The sequence below is a fragment of the Imperialibacter sp. genome, from assembly GCF_040222385.1.
In the GTDB taxonomy this organism is placed as follows: Bacteria; Bacteroidota; Bacteroidia; order Cytophagales; family Cyclobacteriaceae; genus Imperialibacter.
Genome location: NZ_JAVKDF010000049.1, coordinates 221568 through 241164, shown reverse-complemented (window position 1 = coordinate 241164; position 19597 = coordinate 221568). Strand labels below are relative to the sequence as shown.

General features: G+C 45.2%; 14 protein-coding genes and 1 other RNA gene. 8 read left to right on the top strand and 7 right to left on the bottom strand.

Annotated elements, in window-relative coordinates; genetic code table 11:
- The first annotated feature begins 132 nt into the window (after positions 1-132).
- Complete coding sequence (locus tag RIG68_RS24465; protein WP_350128630.1) at positions 133-2541, top strand: alpha-ketoacid dehydrogenase subunit alpha/beta; 2409 nt, start codon at positions 133-135, stop codon at positions 2539-2541.
- Here RIG68_RS24465 and RIG68_RS24460 read toward each other — a convergent pair.
- Entirely contained in the window at positions 2534-3325 is a 792-nt protein-coding gene (locus tag RIG68_RS24460) for a hypothetical protein (RefSeq protein WP_350128627.1), read from the bottom strand. The two genes, RIG68_RS24465 and RIG68_RS24460, sit on opposite strands and share 8 nt — an antisense overlap.
- A gap of 62 nt (positions 3326-3387) precedes the next feature.
- Between RIG68_RS24460 and RIG68_RS24455 the strand changes: the two genes are divergently transcribed.
- Complete coding sequence (locus tag RIG68_RS24455) at positions 3388-4380, top strand: LuxE/PaaK family acyltransferase (RefSeq protein WP_350128624.1); 993 nt, start codon at positions 3388-3390, stop codon at positions 4378-4380.
- A 95-nt stretch (positions 4381-4475) separates the two neighbouring features.
- Complete coding sequence (locus RIG68_RS24450; RefSeq protein WP_255471521.1) at positions 4476-4598, top strand: hypothetical protein; 123 nt, start codon at positions 4476-4478, stop codon at positions 4596-4598.
- A gap of 54 nt (positions 4599-4652) precedes the next feature.
- Here the strand turns inward: RIG68_RS24450 and RIG68_RS24445 are convergent, their stop codons facing one another.
- From RIG68_RS24445 to RIG68_RS24420, 6 genes are all read right to left on the bottom strand, one after another.
- A complete protein-coding gene (locus RIG68_RS24445) occupies positions 4653-5813 on the bottom strand; it encodes a sigma-54-dependent transcriptional regulator (RefSeq protein WP_350076610.1) in 1161 nt (386 codons plus the stop codon).
- A 15-nt stretch (positions 5814-5828) separates the two neighbouring features.
- Positions 5829-6244: RNase P RNA component class A (gene rnpB / locus RIG68_RS24440), an RNA gene on the bottom strand.
- 42 nt (positions 6245-6286) lie between these two features.
- Positions 6287-6685, bottom strand: coding sequence for a hypothetical protein (locus RIG68_RS24435; RefSeq protein ID WP_151998364.1), 399 nt, complete (start codon positions 6683-6685; stop codon positions 6287-6289).
- A gap of 36 nt (positions 6686-6721) precedes the next feature.
- Complete coding sequence (locus RIG68_RS24430) at positions 6722-7687, bottom strand: Smr/MutS family protein (RefSeq protein WP_350128621.1); 966 nt, start codon at positions 7685-7687, stop codon at positions 6722-6724.
- Between the two features lie 4 nt (positions 7688-7691).
- Positions 7692-8999: a cryptochrome/photolyase family protein gene (locus tag RIG68_RS24425; RefSeq protein ID WP_350128619.1), complete on the bottom strand. Its 1308-nt coding sequence runs from the start codon at positions 8997-8999 to the stop codon at positions 7692-7694.
- A 40-nt stretch (positions 9000-9039) separates the two neighbouring features.
- Positions 9040-13653: a translocation/assembly module TamB domain-containing protein gene (locus tag RIG68_RS24420; RefSeq protein WP_350128617.1), complete on the bottom strand. Its 4614-nt coding sequence runs from the start codon at positions 13651-13653 to the stop codon at positions 9040-9042.
- Positions 13654-13662: 9 nt separating this feature from the next.
- Here RIG68_RS24420 and tsaD point away from each other — a divergent pair, with 9 nt between their 5' ends.
- The 5 genes from tsaD (at position 13663) to RIG68_RS24395 (ending at position 19539) form a co-directional block, all read left to right on the top strand.
- Positions 13663-14667 (top strand): tRNA (adenosine(37)-N6)-threonylcarbamoyltransferase complex transferase subunit TsaD, encoded by a 1005-nt coding sequence (gene tsaD / locus RIG68_RS24415; RefSeq protein ID WP_350128614.1) that lies wholly within the window; start codon positions 13663-13665, stop codon positions 14665-14667.
- Positions 14668-14713: 46 nt separating this feature from the next.
- Positions 14714-15181 carry an SsrA-binding protein SmpB gene (gene smpB / locus RIG68_RS24410; protein ID WP_317487401.1) on the top strand — a complete coding sequence of 156 codons (468 nt, stop codon included), beginning with the start codon at positions 14714-14716 and terminating at the stop codon, positions 15179-15181.
- 5 nt (positions 15182-15186) lie between these two features.
- Positions 15187-15963: a C40 family peptidase gene (locus tag RIG68_RS24405; RefSeq protein WP_350128611.1), complete on the top strand. Its 777-nt coding sequence runs from the start codon at positions 15187-15189 to the stop codon at positions 15961-15963.
- 7 nt (positions 15964-15970) lie between these two features.
- Complete coding sequence (locus RIG68_RS24400) at positions 15971-16489, top strand: HNH endonuclease (protein WP_350128609.1); 519 nt, start codon at positions 15971-15973, stop codon at positions 16487-16489.
- 431 nt (positions 16490-16920) lie between these two features.
- Positions 16921-19539: a right-handed parallel beta-helix repeat-containing protein gene (locus tag RIG68_RS24395; protein WP_350128606.1), complete on the top strand. Its 2619-nt coding sequence runs from the start codon at positions 16921-16923 to the stop codon at positions 19537-19539.
- Positions 19540-19597: the final 58 nt, after the last annotated feature.

Here is a 19597-nt window from a genome sequence, read left to right as displayed (position 1 = left end):
ATCAGGTAGTTGTATTTTTTTTACACGATTAGCAAAATTGAAAACGTGTAATTTTATGCTTATATTTGAAATACCTCTTTTGAGAGTCCGTTCATTGCAATCGACAACATTATCCTTTAAATCAGCATAATAGTGAGTGTAGTAAAGACTAAGAAAGAAATCAGCGTGCCTGTTGCCGAAATTCTCGACGACTACCTTTTGGTTTGCGAAAGCCGTGAAGCTAGTTTGATGGGAAGGAAGGAAGTTTTCATGGGCAAGGCGAAGTTTGGTATTTTTGGTGATGGCAAGGAACTCGCACAGGTAGCGATGGCCAAGGTATTCAAAAATGGCGATTTCAGGTCTGGTTACTACAGGGATCAAACATTTATGATGGCCATCGGTCAGCTGACGATCCAGCAGTTCTTTGCTCAACTTTATGCTCACACTGACCTTTCCGCTGACCCTTCTTCTGGCGGCCGTTTGATGAATAGTCATTTTTCTACACGGTACCTCAATGAAAAGGGCGAATGGAAAACGCAGACAGACATGAAGAACTCCAGTTCGGATATTTCATGTACGGCGGGCCAAATGCCACGTCTGCTCGGCCTCGCTTATGCCTCCAAACTTTACAGAAACAATCCTGCACTCAAACACTTTGAAGACTTTTCTATTGATGGAAATGAAGTAGCCTGGGGCACTATTGGCAACGCATCTACATCGGAAGGACACTTCTTCGAAACAATCAATGCAGGCGGGGTGCTACAGGTGCCTATGGTCATTTCTATTTGGGATGATGAATATGGAATTTCGGTGCCTGCGGAATATCATACTACCAAATCGGATATTTCTAAAGTATTGGCTGGCTTCCAGCGGAATAACTCCGAAAATGGGTATGAAATCATCGTGGTGAATGGCTGGGACTATGAAAAGCTCGTTCAGGCATACCGCCACGCAGGCAGGATCGCACGGGATGAACATGTTCCGGTGCTCGTTCACGTAAAAGAGATGACCCAGCCTCAGGGGCATTCTACTTCCGGTTCACAGGAAAGATATAAGTCGAGAGAAAGACTTGACTGGGAGGAGGAATTCGACTGCATAAAGAAATTCAGAGAGTGGATATTGGAAAATGAAATGGCCACTTTGGAGCACCTCGAGAGGCTGGAGGAAAATGCGAGAGAGAAGGCAAAAGCCGATAAGAATGAGGCTTGGAAGGCCTATGTAGCCAGTATCAAGGAAGACCTGAAGGGGGCATCGAATTTACTGGCAAATGCTGCAGGGGTAAGCAAAAATGGTGCAAAAATAAGCGCTATTAATAAGGCGCTAGAAAAAACGCTTAATCCATTGAAGATGGATGTGGTGAAGGCTGTTAAGCGCTCTTTGTACCTTATGCGAGGTGAGAAATACGAAGAGAAACGGCACCTTATCAATTGGCTGAAGATTAAGAACGCCGAGCACCTTGAGCAATACAGTAGCCATTTGTATAGCGAATCGGAGCAAAGAGCGGTAAATGTGAAGGAGGTGGCACCTGTTTACAACGACGCCAGTGTTATAGTTGACGGTAGAGAAGTACTTCAGGCCTTCTTTGATCATGCATTTAGCAAGGATCCGAGAATATTTGCCATTGGGGAAGACGTGGGACAAATTGGTGATGTGAACCAGGGCTTTGCAGGACTACAAGCGAAGCATGGCGAGATTCGTGTAACCGACACGGGAATACGGGAAAGTACCATCATAGGACAAGGTATTGGGGCCGCTATGAGGGGGTTGAAACCCATTGCAGAAGTACAATATTTGGATTACTTGATTTTCACCTTGCAGACATTGTCTGACGATCTGGCAACGCTTCAGTACAGAACGAAGGGAGGCCAGAAGGCTCCTGTGATTATAAGGACACGGGGTCACCGACTGGAAGGCGTTTGGCACTCAGGTTCACCCATGAGCATGATCATGGGCTCTCTCAGAGGCATATACCTGCTCGTGCCCAGGAACATGACCAAAGCAGCCGGCTTCTACAACACTTTGCTGGCCTCCGATGACACTGCGATAGTTATTGAGTGTTTGAACGGGTACAGACTCAAAGAAAGACTTCCGGAAAACATAGATGATATAAAAACGCCGCTTGGGGTTCCTGAGGTAATAAGGGAAGGGTCTGATGTGACCATTGTAACCTACGGCTCCATGTGCAGGATTGTGATGGAGGCAGCAGACCTCCTTGAAGAATATGGCGTTTCCTGCGAGGTGATTGATGTGCAGTCGTTAATGCCTTTTGATCTGCACCATTCGATTGTTGAGTCGTTGAAAAAGACTAATCGCATCATTTTTGCTGATGAAGATGTGCCGGGAGGTGCCTCAGCTTATATGATGCAAAAAGTGCTCGAAGAGCAGGGTGGGTACAAATACCTTGACTCACAGCCAGGTACTATCACCTCTGCTGAGCACAGGCCGGCCTATAGCTCAGACGGCGATTATTTCTCCAAACCCAATGTGGAGAATGTTTTCGACAAGGTGTATGAATTGATGGCGGAAGCCGACCCAGAAAAATACCCTGAGATATTTAATTGAGTGTAATATTGTCAAGCGTCAAATCTGGGCTTTCTATCACATTGCTGTCGTGAAGTGCACGATCCTTGATGTAGACTTTTAGTTTGAAGGTGTCTTTCTTCAATACGATGCCGAATCCAGCAGATAGCATAGAATAGCGAAGCGTGCCTGAAAGAGATTTTCCTAGATTGTCAGTGTCGAAGATTGGGAACCTGGCGTTGAAATTTGTACCGCAACCGGTAGTTGAAAACACACTTGCCCAGTCGAGAAACTCATAGTTGCCATTCACCTTTCTGTAGAAGTCCACATAAATATTGTTATTGTTGGGGTTCTTTTGAATAAAGAAAGTGTCTATTTCTGTATTGGTGCCAGTATTATCAAGGTTGAATTTTATGACTTCATATTGCTCACAATTGAACGGCCTTCTCGTGTCTGTTTCTGAAAATAATTTCTCTTTCTCAAGAGGTCTAAATTGCCCCCCGGATAGCACCAGAGGAATACTATAGAAAGGAAGTTTGTAGTCTGTTTCTCCGAAATACACAAGTCTCCTATCAGCGTCAATAATATAATTAAATGGGTGGTAAGGATAGCTGTCTTCAGTGCTTCTCAGCCCTATATCTCCATCTCCATCTTCAAAATTGATATAGAGAACAAGCGAATCTGAGCCAGTTGCCTCGTCAAAAAACTCGACCCTGTTATAGGAAATTTTTGGAATGATGGGAAGCTCATCCGGTGGTTGGCATGCCCACACAACCCCCATAACTCCTAACCCCAGAACAAGACTTTTTAGTAATCTATTCTTCATTTCCATCGCTTACTTGACTCATAAAATTATTAAAATTGGATCATCTTTCGCAATTTAAACACATGTCCGAGCTTCTTAGTTTTAGAGACCGCCTTTTAAACCTGAATAATGATCATTTTACTGTCCTCGCTCTGGATATTTTTAAATGGCAGGCCCAACACAATCCTGTCTACAAAAAGTATATTTCGTATTTAGCTAAAGACCCAAAAAAAATCAGCCGGTTGGAAGACATTCCCTTTCTTCCGATTGAATTTTTCAAGAATCATGCTATAAAGACAGGTGAATGGGGTTCTTCCCTTATGTTTTCCAGTAGCGGCACCACTGGTTCCGTGCAAAGCTCCCATTACCTCGACGATCCTTTATTCTACGAGAAACTAACGAAGGAAATATTTGAGTCGATGTATGGGTCGCTCTCAAATTTCCATATTGTTGCCTTGCTGCCCTCTTACCTTGAAAGAAGCGGATCCTCACTTATTTATATGATAGAGCACTTCATAAAGCTCACCGGCTCAAAATTCTCAGGCTTCTTTCTGAAGGATGACAGTGCCCTTTTGCGTGTGATAGAAAAACTTAAAAAGCAGGATGGTAAAAAGCTGCTAATTGGAGTCACTTTTGCCCTAATTGACCTGTCTGAAAGGCGTCAGCTTGACCTTAGCGACTTTATTATTATGGAAACCGGAGGCATGAAGGGGAGAGGGAAGGAGCTGACAAGGGCCGAGTTACATGCTATGTTGAGTGAACGATTGAATGTGGAGCGTATACATTCGGAATATGGGATGACGGAGTTAATGTCGCAGGCCTATTCGGATGGAGGGGCTGGCTTCCGTTGCCCACGATCGATGAGGGTGATGGTTCGGGATATTAATGATCCGTTTTCCTATTTGATGGAAAAAAAAGTTGGAGGTTTAAATATTATTGACCTTGGAAACATTCATTCGTGCTGCTTTATTGAAACAAAGGATTTGGGCCGAATAGCTAACACGAAAGGGGATTTTGAAGTGCTTGGCAGGTTCGATAATTCGGATGTGCGAGGGTGCAATTTGCTGATACAATAGGCATTACCTCCAGCCTTGGAACTTAAAGTGTTTTGATATATGTGTAGATATATATATCTTAGAGCTTCTAAGAACCTAAGTAAAGCCGTTTCGTTATGAAAATTAAATTACTGTTGTTTGCTGTAGCTGTTTTCATGCTTGGTGCTTGTACTCAGAAGACGTGTCCTACTTATGCTAAGTCGGACGTGCAGAAAGAAAAGCCTGCTCAAAGGCTTTAATTGTAAAGTACTCGACCTGGTTGGAAATTATTGAAAGAATATATGCGGTTCTTACTAAGTAAGTACCGCATATTTTTTTACATCCATTTCTGTTATACTGCCTGATGACATGATCATCAGCCGCTCTGTCACATTTCTTAGTTCCCTGATATTTCCCGTCCATTCAAATTGTTGAAGCTGCTTAATGGCGGCATCGTCTATTGGTTTTGGTGCCCAGCCGTATTCAGCTGAAATGTCTGCAATAAACCTATCCACGAGTAGTGGAATATCATCTTTGCGGTCTTTTAGTGCCGGCACCTGAATGATAATTACGCTCAGTCTGTGGTAGAGGTCTTCTCTAAACTGATTTTCAGCAATAGCCTTTTTCAAGTCCTTATTGGTAGCAGCCACTACTCTTACGTCTACCTTTACCTCCTTCTCGCCGCCTACCCGGGTAATTCTATTTTCCTGTAAGGCACGTAGAACTTTGGCCTGGGCCGAAAGGCTCATGTCGCCAATTTCGTCAAGGAATAACGTGCCGCCGATTGCCTGCTCAAACTTCCCAATCCGTTGCTTTACAGCGGAGGTGAAGGAGCCCTTTTCGTGGCCGAAAAGCTCACTCTCAATTAATTCGGATGGAATGGCTGCACAGTTTACCTCCACCATCGGGCCCGACGAGCGGTTACTTTTCTCGTGGATCCATTTGGCGACCAGCTCCTTGCCTGTGCCATTCGGGCCGGTAATCAGCACTCTTGCATCAGTGGGAGCCACCTTTTCAATCATTGCTTTGACCTCTTCAATCTTTGGCGACTCGCCTACTATGTCGAAAGTCTTGCTTATTTTTTTCTTCAGCACCCTGGTTTCATTCACCAGCTCCTTGCGGTCCAGTGCATTTCTGAGTGTGACCAACAGCCTGTTCAGGTCCAGAGGCTTTTGAAGGAAGTCGAAAGCACCTTTTTTGGTCGCTTCCACAGCGCTATCAATCGTTCCATGAGCCGAAATCATAATGAACGGTGAGTCAATTCCTTCCTCCATAGCCTTGTGAAGCAATTCAAGGCCGTCCATTTTTGGCATCTTTATATCGCAAAGCACGAGGTCGTACGATCCCTGTTTGAGCATTTCCAGGCCTTCTTCACCATCTTTTGCTTCGTCAATTTTGAATTTTTCGTACTCAAGAATTTCCCGGAGGGTAGAGCGAATAGATTTCTCGTCGTCTACTATTAGAATTTTTGCCATAGGTTAATGAAAATAGGAAAATATGATCCTGTAAGCCGGGTTCTGTACCTCCCGACGAGTCAGGAGGCCCTTATCATTTATCTGGACCTGATGTCGCCATCAGGTTCTATCAATCTACCCACCACAACGAGACCGCCGAAGCAGCCTACAGGGACGAGCAGCCCCTGAATCGTGGCATATTTGATCTTTCAATCCGTAAGGTTTACCGTGCCCCCAATGTCACCATTGAGGCGGTGGGCTCTTACCCCACCTTTTCACCTTTTCCCCCAATGCAGAAGCATTGCGGGTAGTTTATTTTCTGTTGCACTGTCTGTAGCACTGTCGTCGCCAACACTGCCCCTTCCTGTTAGGAAGTACGGCGCTCTGCATTGCCCGGACTTTCCTCCCCGCTCAGAATACTTTCTGAACAAGGCGATAAGGCGGATCACATTTTCCTAAATAGTTAAACTTATTTGATAACTAAAAGATACTTCTTAGTTGACGTCTTTGCCTGTAATGGCAAGTTCCCACTCATCGGCTAGTTTGGCTGTTTCGAGTATCATTTCCTTCAATTTCTGTGGAGGTACTGTGTCGTCGAACAAGGTGGTTTCCACCATTAGGAAATCGCCAAGCACCACAAACTTAGAATTGATAAGGTCAACGTTGTGCGCAAGTACTTTGGTATAATCAATTTTTTCGGCGGTGCGACATACTCTGGACAGTATCTGAATGACACTCTTGCCATACTTTTTGTTGTCAATTTTGCCACCACGAACCGATTGAAACCTACCGTCGGGAAGAGGAACGATCACAACTGATCGATTATCGTCATATTCTGAATATTGGCCGTTAATTTCAGAGGCAAGTTCCTCCATCAACTTTCTTACGTCCATAGTATTATGTTTTATTTTAGGCTTAAAAAATGCTAGTTAGTCTTTTAATTTGATAAGTGTAGCGCCATAGCCAAACCTTTGTTTCTGGGCATCCTGAAAGTACAAGATATTTTTCATTTTACTTAGCCTTTTATGGATTTCTTCACGCAGAACACCGTTTCCCACGCCATGAATAAACGTTATCTCGTCTCTGCCAATTGCGATGGCTGAATCAAGTTCTTTCTCAAAAACAGCTAGTTGGTAGGAGAGAGCCTGCGATGTAGGCACCTCTTCTTTTTGCCCTGTTAATTTCTCCATGTGTAAATCTACCTGGTGCGAGCCTGGTTTTTGCTCTGTTTTTGGTACTGGCGTTGCTTTTGCAGAAAGCAGGCTGTTTTTTATCTCGTCAGCGTTAATTTTTGCAGGATTATCATCCAGTTGATAAACATATCCTTCCTTCGAGGTCATAGGGATAGTGCCCTTCTTGTGCATGAAAGCTGCCGCCTTGAACGAGACAACCCTGCTCAGCATTGGCTTACTTTTGTAGATTCCTTTTTGGAAATACATGCAGGAAAACTGCATGTCCGACCAGTTGTCGAAGTTTTGAGAAGACTTGGATGCTATCGCCTGATTTGACTTTGCCTCAAGGTGACCGGCGTGCAATCCTAGCGTAGTGCCTTTCACCAACTCATCTATCTTAAAAACCAGCTCGTAATCTGTGTTGTTGATCAGCCAGACTGTGAAAATATCTCCCTTCGGCTCGAAGCCAAGGTAAATTCCTTTTTCAGCAACTGCCTGAGTCTCCTTAAAGAATGATTTTTGGCCGGAAGAACTTTGCTGTGCAGGGCTGTCCCTTTTGAAGTGCTCCGCTTCAGTTTTACTTACCAAAACGACCTCACTCTTAAGCACGGGGAAGGAAAAGCCGTCTTCTATTTCTATTTCATAGGTGTTTTCGTTGACCACCCTGATAATAACCCCCTCTTCAGTTCCTCTCAGAAGCCTTACTTTATCCCCTATGTTCATACAGTTACTTTAACGCCGATTTGTAAGTGTCGATGGCTCTTTGTCTGGCAAATTTATGTTCAACAATCGGTTTTATGTAATTTTTGCTGTCATATTCCGGCACCCATCGGCGGATATATTCTTTGTCCTTGTCAAACTTGTCTGTTTGCGACTCCGGGTTGAACACTCTGAAATACGGTTGAGCGTCGGTGCCTGTGCCCGCCGCCCACTGCCAGCCACCGTTGTTGGAGGCTAGCTCGAAGTCGAGCAGTTTCCTGGCGAACCAGGCTTCTCCCCATCGCCAGTCAATGAGCAAATGCTTGGTGAGGAAGCTGGCAACCACCATGCGCACTCTGTTGTGCATGTACCCCGTTGTGTTTAATTCCCTCATGCCAGCATCTACTATTGGGTAGCCAGTCATTCCCTCGCACCATTTCTGGAATTGTTCCTCATCGTTTTGCCAGGGAATGAGGTCGTACTGAGGTTTGAAGGCGTTGTGAACCACATGAGGGAAATTGTACAAAATCATTTGATAAAACTCCCTCCAAATGAGCTCATTTAGCCAGGTTTGATTGAGGGCTGCCGCTTTTGTCACGGCTGCCCGAACGCTGATGGTGCCGTGACGCAGATGAATACCGAGGCGGGAGGTACCTTCGATGGCAGGGAAGTCCCGATTTTTGTCATAGGCGGCTATAACTGACTCATCGAACGTCGACGGTGGAATAATAATAGAGCTATTTGAAAAGCCCATTTCCTGTAAGGAGGGGACAGGATACGGTTTGGTTTTATGGAAATTTGATGACGAAGGAGCGATGGAAAACTCTTCCAACTGTAAGTTTTGCCACTTAGCCAGCCATTTGTTTTTGTACGGGGTGAATACCTTGTAAATGCCTCCGGTGTCAGTTAATATTTCTTCCTTTTCAAAAATCACCTGGTCTTTGAAGGAGTAAAAACCTATCCCTTTCTCCGTGAGCAGCGAGCGGACTGCGGTGTCCCTTTCGTTGGCATAGGGTTCGTAGTCCCGGTTGGTGTAGACCGCTTTGATGTCGAATTCTGCCGCCAGCTGTGAAAATGCTGCTTCCGGTGAAGCGTAAAGGATGCGTAGTGAGCTTCCGTGGTCTTCTAGTTGCTTCTTTAGCTGCAACAGCGTGCTGTGAATAAACGAAACCCTGGCATCCGTCCTTTCTTCAAGCTTTGATAATATCTGTGGATCAAAAATGAAGATGGGAAGAACGGGTAACTCGTCTTTTAGTGCGTAGAAAAGACCTGCATTATCAGCAAAGCGAAGGTCTCGCCGGAACCAGAAAATATTGACAGCCGGATGCGTTGGCATAAGTTTTTTCTAAACTAACTGCGCAGTGCTCATTTAGTTATTAAAGCTCGGAAAAATTGAAGAAGGGGTGACCGCTTGCTTCGTCTTCCTCTTGCCTTATTTTATCCGAATTGAAGTTTAATGAGGTCTTTTGGTCTTCTTCCTGCGGGTCAGGTTCTTCCCTGTTTTTAACACGTACGTCCTGCATCAAGTCTTTGAAGTTGTTGAAGCTTCGGATGTATTGGAGGCTGAACCCCGCTTTTGTATTGGTCTGGTTACTTATGTTTTGTGTAAGGCTGTTGACGCTGGTTCTGGAGTACATTTTAGCCCTCAATTTGCCGTCAGGTGTAAGCAGGTACTCAAGGGTCCAGTCGCCCATAATGGCTCCCAGTTCGTTGCGGGTAGTGGTGCTGGTGACGCCCCCATCCCTGGAAACCCGCAGTCGGCCATCCAAAAATGTATAGGCGAGCCGAAGCTGGAACGTGTTGTAGGCATCGTTGTCAAGGCTGGCCAGGTCGATGTCGATTTCAAGGTTCTCGTCCACCTGAGAAATCCAATAGCTGAGCTGGTTGGAGACAAATTCACTCACACTACTGCCGATGGAGTTGGTGCCGACATTGAAGCTGTTGATGGGTGAGAAGCGTCGCAGGATAATCAAGCTGAATACCTGGCGTTTCATTTCCTGCTCATCGGTTTTGACTGTATTTTTGAACCCCTGTATGGTAGTGCCCAATGGATAGCTATTGGCGCCGGCGGTTTCAGGGTAGCCTGTTATCTGAATATCGAAAGCGATATCTGGTGACATCAGATCTCCATTCAGCTTCATCTGAACGTTTGTGGGGTAACGCCTCTTCAATTCTGGCGTATTCAGTGTAGCACTATCAATATTGGTTAAGATGGGGGATAACAAAGCATTTTGCCGGTAGCCTGCAGTAATATCCATCTGGGCTTTGTAGGGATCACCCGACCAGGAGATGCTACTTCCGCTAACGATCTCAAACTCCTTATTGATGATATTGTAAAGGGTGAAATTATAGCCCCCTTCCTCGATGTCAAGATCACCAAACATATAGAAATCCCCGTTGGTGTCAATTTGCATGTTGAGCTTGCCATTGCCTCTGCCCCGTATGATATCGCCGGATTTTATGTCGAAGATAAGCTCGCAATATGCGTCCGGCGTGATGTCAAGGTCGAAGTCGAGGCGAATATTAGAAAACTTCTCTTCGTCAATATCCGATTCCTCATCGGCTACTTTGGTTGTGTCGCTAAAGTTCACGAATGAGATGAAGTCCTCAACCTGTACGTCGGAGCTTTCGTCAAGCGGAATGAAAATCCGTGTATTTCTATTTGTGGTAGCTTTGGCGCTAATATTGAGATTGGATATAGCACCCAAAAAATTGATTGAGCCAGTGGCGTAGGCAGTGCCATAGTACAAGGAATTGTCGGCAGCGGAAGTGTTAAGCACTTGAAAGTTATTTAATTGCCCTTCTAAGTCCAGCACAAAGTCTCTAAAACCATCGTGGAAAATACCTCCATTCAGCGAAGCACGATGATCCTGCTCGTCTCGGACGTCGAGGTTTCGGACACCTATTTCGTTATCGTCAAAGAATATATCTCCATTGAAGCTATATGTAGTGTTGAGGTACTTGATCCTTCCTGCCCCATTGCGTAGCGTCCCGGTCCCCCGGAGGATAGGATAGGTGGGGCTGCCTGAAATCCTGAATTTTCCTGTGGCGGTGCCTTTGATTTCATTAAAGTTTTCCTCGATAAATGGCTCCAGGATATTAATGTTGGCATTGTCGAAGTCGGCAGTGAAGTTGAGCGGGCTTATGCTGTCGAGTGGGGCATAGTAGCCATTGAGCCCAATGATATTTTTGCCTTCCCTTATTACGGTAAGCCTCGACAGTATTTGTTTGGATGCATCGTTCCATGACGATTTACCGGTCAGGTTTCCGACTAAAAATCTATCGACAAAAAAGTTGTCAATTTTAAGGTCGCTTTCAACAATGGAGCCCTCACCGTAGTTAATAAGAGTGGCATGCCCGTTTACCACTCCGTCCAGAGGGACAGTTGTGAGCGGGTTGAGGTTAGACAGAGCAAAATTCGTGACCCGTCCTCGTAGCGGAATATTTGTCGAGTCGCTGATATAGCCAGTTAGTTCCACTTCCTGATTGCCCGCCGAAAGCTTCAGGTTTTCAAAGGCAATTGCTTCATCTGTGATAACAATTTGGTTGTTGTCTGAAAACTGCCACTTTCCCTCAAGCACTTGAAGATCAGAAGGGTATACTGTTATAATTGTCCTGTCTGGAAGAAATTGAAGATCCCCATATACCCTGGCGTAGTTGGTGGTATTGAGCTGCTCTACGTTGGTTTGAAAATCAATTTGGTTATTACTCCAGATCGCCTCTATGTAGTTGTTTTGAGTAATATCTCTGTTATTGAGCAGCTGTCGCATCGACGATATGTAAAACATCGATAGCACGTCTGTGCTGTCTGCCGCTTTGCTGGTATTGATGTCTATCTCGTTTCCAATGAAGGAGAATTCCCTGAAGGTTAATGTATCAATGGCGGTGTAAAGTGAAGCAACTGAAGAGATGTTCTTGTTGAAACCAGCTTCAATTTGCGTCCCTTTAGCTATGTAAAAGTCTTTGACGAAAAGGTCAGTCAGCGGGTTTATATCCCTGAGTGTCGCATTAACACGTATTTTGTATGGAGATATTTCTTTTGTGGGCTTGCTGGCGTAGTAGCTTTCAATGTCGTCGCTATTATTCCTGAATGCCAGCTCATATTCATTAAATGTTTCCGATAAATCCGCAAACAGGGTTGTGTAATCAAAGTTGCCTTCAGCGCTTAAACTCAGATGCTCTGACAGAATATTAAACGAACGTTGTGTTTGGCTTCTTTGTGAAGTGGCGAGGATACTGTCCGCCTTGAACTGTTTTCCGTCAACTTCAAGTAGTAGGTTGTGTATAGCGGCACTGCCCGTAATACTATCAATTTCAAGTCCCTGAAAGTCAAGGTCGACTTGCCCCCTGAGAAACACATCGTTGGAAGTAAGCTGCAGAGGGTAGAGAAAGAGTGTGTCAAGCGATGCGTTCGCTTTAAACATATTGATCTGATTTCTGAAGTCAAACGAGCCTTCGACTTGAAGCTTTACGTTGGGGTCGTCGATACTGAGCTTTCCTTCAAAAAAGCTTGCGGCTAGTCGTGCATCAGTTTTGATGTTCACGTAGTCGTAGCCCTTGAGTCCGAGCTTTTGTACGTTGCCTTTCAGGTAAAAATCCGCAGACGAGGGTGTGAGGCCTTTGCCAGAGATACTTCCGGAAAAACTTACTTTCTGGAGAAGTTCGGAGTCACCTGCCAAAGTGCCCAGGTTGAGGTTTCTGACTGTAAGAGAGCCACTGTAAACTGCCTCTTCCGGCGTGCTCGGGAGCTTCAGGTTGACATCGGATTTGGCACTTCCGAGCCTGGAATCAAAATTTCCGTTGGCCACAAAGTCGGTGGAAAAACCAATGAACCTGCCATCGAACCTAATGAAACCGAGGCGATTCAATATGTAATAGTCTTCACTATCCATGTAGATGCCAAGGTCGTTGGCCAGTAGCGTCGATTTATCAAGTCGGAGGTCAATAAAGGTTTCCATAAAGTTGGGCAAGCCGTTGAAGCTTGCATTGCCAAAGAGCTGACTATTATCTCCGAAAAACAGACTAAAGTTCTTCAAGCTAAAATTGGTAACTCCTCCGCTGAAGTCGCCTGATATGGAATAGGTATCATCGTACTTTTCGAGGTAGGGCGAAAAGTGTCGCAGGTCCCGGTTGCTTATTGTCGTGCTGTCGAAATGAGCAACGATGTTGACGCTATCAACAAAATAGGTGAGATTGGAAGGGTTGGAAAACTCAAACTTGACATAGTCCCGTAAATGGCTGTGTTGGGTATGCAGGTCTAAGTCAGAGAGCTCCATTGTTTGATAGGTGAGCAGAAAGTTGGTTTGTAGGCTATTAACTTTAAGCTTTTTACTTCTCTCACCGGCAGCCAGCTTGTCTACCCTGAATTTGACAGTATCCAGCCGTTGGTAGAAGTTGCTAAGGTCGCTGAATATGCTGTCGATGGTAAACTGGTAGTAGTTGAAGCCTACCTCAATGCTATCCTTTCTCATGTCATTGAGAGAGAACCGGCTTTTCTCCAGTTTGATCCGGCTCACACTTATCGGACGTGGCAGCGAAGTTCGGGCAGTAGTGTCTTTGGGCCGTAATTGGCTGATGAGAAAGGAGATGTTGTCGAGTTGGTTGTCGGCGAACTTTACCAGCCGTACATCGGCTCCCGTTATTCGGGCGGCGTCAAAATGTAGCTGACTGGGACGTAGTAAATCAAGAAGGCTAAAATCGACCAACAACCTATTTATGGTAATCATGCTGGTATCCTGGAGATCCTTTACTTCCAGGCTATCAAGGGTAATTTCATCAAACCAGTTGACATCCACTTTTGCAATGGTAACTTTGTGCCCTGTTTGTTCATAGAAGGATTTGGAGGCGTAGGAAACCAGCCATGTTTGAACAGCCGATGATTGCAGCGTGATAAACAAGCCAATCAGCAAAAGTAAAATGGTAAGTGAAAACCAGTAGAAGGCTTTCCCAATACCATAGAAAATGACAGATGTTTTAGTTTTATAGTTCAAATCAACTGTATGTCCCCGACCATCTTAGCGATCGAATCTTCGTGCGATGAGACTTCTGCCGCTGTGATCAGGAACGGTAAAATTCTTAATAATATTATTGCTACGCAATCTGTTCACCAACGATATGGTGGTGTGGTACCAGAACTGGCCTCCAGAGCACACCAGAAGCATATTGTGCCTGTAGTAGATCAGGCTTTGAAAGAAGCAGGTATTGATAAACACCAACTTGATGCCGTTGCGTTCACGCAAGGGCCTGGATTATTGGGTGCTTTGCTTGTGGGTAGCTCCTTTGCTAAAGCAATGGCTTGGGGGTTAGGGGTGCCTCTGATAGCCGTTAATCATATGCAGGCACATATCCTGGCGCATTTTATTGAAGACCCAAAACCTGCGTTTCCGTTTCTGTGCCTTACAGTAAGCGGCGGGCACACACAGATAGTGCTGGTGGAGTCACCCTTGAGCATGCAGGTGATAGGCGAAACGCAGGACGATGCAGTAGGGGAGGCGTTTGACAAAGCGGCCAAAATGCTGGAGCTGCCCTATCCCGGTGGCCCGTTTATCGATAAGTTGGCGCAAAAAGGCAATCCGGAGGCCTTTCAATTTCCGCTCTCAGAAATGCAAGGCTTGAACTACTCCTTCAGTGGGATAAAAACGGCTATCCTCTACTTCCTGAGAGACCAAACAAAGACCGACCCGACATTTGTCGAAAAGAATATCAATGATATTTGCGCAAGCATACAACATACTTTGATCCACATGCTTTTGCAGAAACTGAAGAAGGCCGCAAAGCAAACAGGGATAAGCCAAATTGCCATTGCCGGAGGTGTGGCAGCTAACTCAGGACTTCGACAAGCACTTGAAAATCAACGTGCTGAGCTGGGTTGGGAGGTGTATATTCCCAAGTTTGAGTATTGTACCGACAATGCTGCAATGATTGCCATGACAGCCCATTTCAAATACCTTGAAAAGGACTTTTCATCGATGGATGTTGCCCCAATGCCTAGGATGAAATTTTAATTTTATGCTATTTTAGTTTTTATAAAAACGCTCAGTTAAATATTGAATGGCAAAGGACGATAAGCGATTTTCAAACTCTGTAAACATCAAAAACAAGAAGGCCCGTTTCGAGTTTGAGTTTATTGATACGCTTGTAGCAGGCATTGTGCTCAAGGGGACTGAGATCAAGTCCATTCGGGAAGGGAAAGCCAGTTTGCAGGAAGCGTATTGTTATTTCAATAGGGGAGAGATCTTTATCAAGGCGATGAATATTACCCCATACGCCGAGGCCACCCATTTCAACCATGATCCTGTGAGAGAGCGAAAGCTCCTGATAAAAAAGAGGGACATTGAGAAGTGGCAATCAAAAATGGAAGAAAAGGGCCTGACCATAGTGCCGGTGAGACTTTTTATGACGGACAAAGGACTAGCTAAAATGGAAATAGCCCTTGCAAAGGGTAAAAAAATTCATGACAAAAGAGAAAGTATCAAAGAGAGGGATAGCAAGCGAGAGCTAGACCGACTTAGACTGTAAACCTTATGACTGAGACCGAAAAGGGAATTTGTAGATTATGCCTTGTGCCGGTTATGTGCGAACCATCCTTTCACTCGCTTCAGCTAAGCGAGCTTCTTTTTGGGGAGCACTATGAGGTTTTGGAAGCAAGTGATGACAAAAAGTGGATAAAGGTGAAAATCCATTTTGATGGAGTGGTTGGGTGGATTTTGAAGGTGCATTTCTATGGAATCACACAGGAGTATTTTGAGCAGATCAATCACTCTGACTACAAAGTTTGCACGGATTTGACAGCGAATATCTTCTTCAAGAAACACTACCTGAACATCCTTATAGGAAGTGTGCTGCCGATTTCCACCAATGAGCTATTCAAAATAGAAGAGCAGTTGGCTTTCAACGGAAACTCGAAAAGCCTCGGTCAGCGTCGTGATTATGGTTTTCTCCGTGAAATCCTACAGAAGTATATGTACTCCCCTTACAGAGCTGGTGCTAGGTCTCCTTATGGCATCGATGATATTGGACTTGTGCAGCAGGTCTACCGCATGGTGGGCTATCCGGTACCCAGGAGTTTAAAGCAACTTGCCACTACCGGCGATCAGGTCGATTCGTGGAGTGAGTCTAAGCCCGGGGATTTGCTTGTTTGGAGTGTTAAAGACGAAGTAAAGGCGGGCATCAACATTGGAGAAGAACAGGCAGTGATAGTGACTGATTCGGTGAAGATTGTTAATATTGATGACAAGGGTCTAACCAGTGAAATGAGAGATGGGCAGCTATTGGCGGTGAGGAGGATCCTCAAAATGTAGAAGAGGCATGAGCTTAAAGAGGAACGTGTTGGTTCTTAATCAGGACTATTCTCCCTTAACTGTTTGTTCGGTGGAGAGAGCATTTCTTCTTGTCTTTTTGAATAAGGCTGAAATGATTTCGCCCGTGCCTAATGTTTATTTGCACACTGTGGACACTTCATATCAGGCCCCATCGGTCATCAAAGTATCCAGGTATATCAGTGTCCCCTACAAAGGAGTTATACTGTCTCGCCAAAACGTTTTCCGGCGTGACAACCACGAATGCCAGTATTGCGGTACCAACAGAGACCTTACCCTTGATCACCTTGTTCCACGCTCAAAAGGCGGAACCTCCAGCTGGAAAAACCTTGTTACTGCCTGCAGACATTGCAATGCCAAGAAAGGCGATTATGCGCCCGGTGAAGTCGGGATGAAACTTAGAAAAGAGCCTTTCAAGCCGTCTTACATTATGTTTTTAAAGACCTCCAATGGCAGTGTGTTCGACGAGTGGCGACCTTTTTTGCAACTCAAGTCGGAGGCGCTATAATCCTCCCCATTTCCCTCTTTACACCTTCCCAACTAGCTAGCCATCTTTTGTGGCTGTCCCTTTGTTACCTCCATTTTTAGGGTCCTGCCGAAGAAGACAAAGGCTTTTGGTGACCCGACAACTATGGGATTAAGCGGAAAATCTGGGGAATTACCCTTTAAACCCAATATCCCGAGTGGTCATAAAAAAGCAAAAGGTCCAAGCCTATCCCGGCCGGGCGAGACGCATTGAACCAGTTTTGCTTTTTTATCTAGCCACAAACGAAACATTCAATCCCCAGAAATACAGATTGATCCCAACTATTTCTCAAAGGCTGGCCGATGTGACCGGAAAAATAAATTCATGATTTTTTAAGTGGGCTGACCCGATTTCACTCCTTTTCCTGTAGTAGGGGGTGAAGGGAATTTGATCACATAAAAAGACCATGTAAGATGAAAGTAAAACAGTTAGTCGGAATGCTCACCTGTTTGGTGATGTTAGTGTTTGCAATAAGTTGTGGGGACGATGAACCAGCACCCTCGAAGTTCAAGCTGGAAGCAGATATTGATTTTAGTCCGGAAAACCCGGCTGTGAATGAAGAAATTACCCTAGATGCAAGTGGTTCCGTAGATGCGGATGCGATTGGCTTCACTGCCGAGTGGACGCTGCTGTCGCAGCCTGGTGGCAGCACCACCAAAATAACCAACGCCGGTGCCATTATTGCTTCTTTGATCCCTGACGTGGAGGGGGACTATGAAGTTCAGTTGAAAATTTCGAATGCTGATGAAGGCGTAAGCGATACCAAGACGGTGACTATAAATGCTCTGGCACCTGGTTATGTGGAGCTTAGCGGATTTATAGACAGCGACATGACGCTTGAAAACATCAATCTTGACCCTGCACTTATTGATTATTTGGTAACAGGAGATGTGTCAGTGCTTGCTGTTCTCACCGTAGAGCCAGGGGTCGTTATTCATTTCCAGGAAGATAAAATGATGAAGATCGAGCAAGGTGGCACTTTGCTGGCAGCAGGTACCGAAGCCGACTCCATCATTTTTACAACAGCCAACGAAGAGGCTGATCTGTTTTGGAAGGGGCTTTATATACAGTCAGCCAGTGCGCAAAACATACTTAAGTACGCCGAAGTTTCATACGCTGGCAACACAGCAATGGATTTTAACGGAGCTGACTATAAGGCTGGTGTAGGTGTAAATGGAGGCGGAAATATCAAGATTGAAAATAGCAGATTTGCCAGCAATAAAGGATATGGAGTTTATCTCGACGACGATGGAGGGAAACTGAATACCTTCAAGGACAACCTCTTTATTGATAATGAAAACGGCATGGCCGTGTGGGCTGAGACGGCAGCTAGTGTCGACAATACCACCACGTTTACCAATTCAACCAATGCTTATGTTGAAATTTTTTCCTCCTCAATTGCCGAAGCAACAGAAATAACCTGGAAAGCATTGAGCGATGACGCTCGTTATACTGTTTCGGGAGATATCGATGTGAACGGGGTGCTTACTATTGCTCCGGGAGCTAAATTCGGTTTGGATGAGGATGTGATGATCAGAGTAGACGGCGCATTCATTGCTGCCGGCACAGCAGAGAGTCCGATTGAGTTCACAACCTCCGATGCGGCCTCCGCACTTCGCTGGAAAGGTATTTATGTGAACTCGGCAGATGGCAGAAATATATTGAACCATGTCACGCTTTCATATGCTGGAAATTCAGTGATGAATTTCTCTGGAGAAGACTTCTCCGCCGGTGTTGGTATTGAGCTCGGTGCAAAAATGGCTTTTAAGAACAGCACTTTCTCCAACAATAAAGGCTATGGTGTATATGCCGACGATGCCGGTGGCCAGATTGGTGCGTTTGAAAGCAACACATTCCTTTTGAACGACAGGGCGGTTGGCTTGCCGGCTGACCAGGCTGAAATGATAGACGGTGCTTCTGTTTTTACAGACAATACCAATGCTGATGTTGAAATTTTTGAGTCGGATTTTTCGGAATCCAAAACGTCGACATGGAAAAAACTTAGTGGAGGTGCTGCCTACAGATTGTCGGGCGACATGGATGTAAACGGTAAGCTCACTATTGCCGCCGGAGCTATTGTGAACTTTGATGAAAATGCCCTTGTAAGGGTATTTGGATCACTAACTGCCGTGGGTACTGCCACTGACCGCATTGTATTTACGACATCAAATCCTGGCGGTGAACTTTACTGGAAGGGCATATACATCAGCTCTGCCAGTAGCCTCAATAATTTTGATTTTACCGATTTTTCGTTCGCAGGTAATTCTCCCATCGATTTCTCAGGAGCCGATTTTGCAGCTGCCATTGGCGTGGACATCACCGGCAAGGTATCGGTGACCAACTCTACGTTTACGAACAATAAAGACTATGGAATCTACGCCGATGAGTCGGGCGGGCAGATAGGTAGTTTTGGAACCAACAGCTTTTCTGACAACAAAAGGGGTGTAGGTATACCAGCCGATGAACTCGATGCCATGGATGGAGCAAGCACCTTCACCAACAACTCATTTGCTGACGTGGAAGTGTTTGGAAGCGACTTGGCCCAGGACAAAGTTGTTACCTGGAAGTCGCTGGCCACCGGTGCTTCATACAGAATTACCGGAAATATCAGGGTGTACGGAGCGGTTACAGTGGAAGCAGGTGCTTCTTTCAAAATAGACGAAGACGTCCAGATTCTGGTTGATGGCGCATTTACGGCAAAAGGAACTTCCACCAACATGATCACTTTCACGTCGTCAAATATCGATGGCGGATTACACTGGAAAGGATTTTATTTTTCATCGACGGATGCTAGTAACGAGTTTGATTTTTGCAATGTCGCTTACGGCGGAAACTCACCTCACGACTTTAATGGCGCTGATTTCCCTGCCAATATTGCCGTGAATTCAGACGGAAAAGTGACGGTAACGAACTCCACCATTTCCAACAGCAGTGGCTACGGCATCTATTCTAAAGGTGTAACCAATGACTTTGCCGGAGCCGCAGCCAGCAACACTTTCACTGGCAATGCAAATGGAAATAATCAGGAATAGGTAAAAACCTATCGATAAACACAGGCAGCTGAATTTCTTGTAAAGGCCCGATCCAAAA